Raw genomic sequence first — 454 nt, 5'->3', positions numbered from 1 at the left:
ATTCGAGGCCTTTGCGGCCTTCTTTTCGTTCCTGGCCTTGAGCTGCGGCCAGGCCCGTCAGGTGGTACGGCGGATTGCCGGGCTGAACACCATCAGGCTCAATATTTCGAACAGCATCTGCGCGCCGGCATGGGCTGTGTTGGTGGTAGCGTCATACTGGGGCGCGACCTCGACGACATCGCCGCCGACCAGGTTCACGCCCTTGAAGCCGCGGATCAGCTCCAGGACCTCGCGGGTGGTGAAGCCGCCAATCTCCGGCGTGCCGGTGCCCGGCGCGAAGGAAGGATCGAGGCTGTCGATGTCGAAGGAAAGATAGGTTGGCCCGTCACCGATGATGGCCTTCGCCTTCTCGATGATTGCAGGGATGCCCATTGCCGAGATCTCCTCGGCATGGATCACCGTCATGCCCGAGGCATAAGAAAACTCCCAGAGATATTCCGCCGAGCCGCGAATG

At 61.7% G+C, this 454-nt stretch carries 1 protein-coding gene; it reads right to left on the bottom strand.

What is annotated here, in order from left to right; all coding sequences use genetic code 11:
• Positions 1 to 57 precede the first annotated feature (57 nt).
• A partial coding sequence (locus AC5ZG1_RS44350; protein ID WP_496136561.1) for an arginase family protein occupies positions 58 to 454 on the bottom strand: 397 nt, incomplete at its 5' end.

The organism is Bradyrhizobium sp. Leo78, from assembly GCF_059512425.1.
The sequence above is the reverse complement of the archived record's forward strand: the minus strand, read 5'-3'. Positions and strand labels throughout refer to the sequence as shown.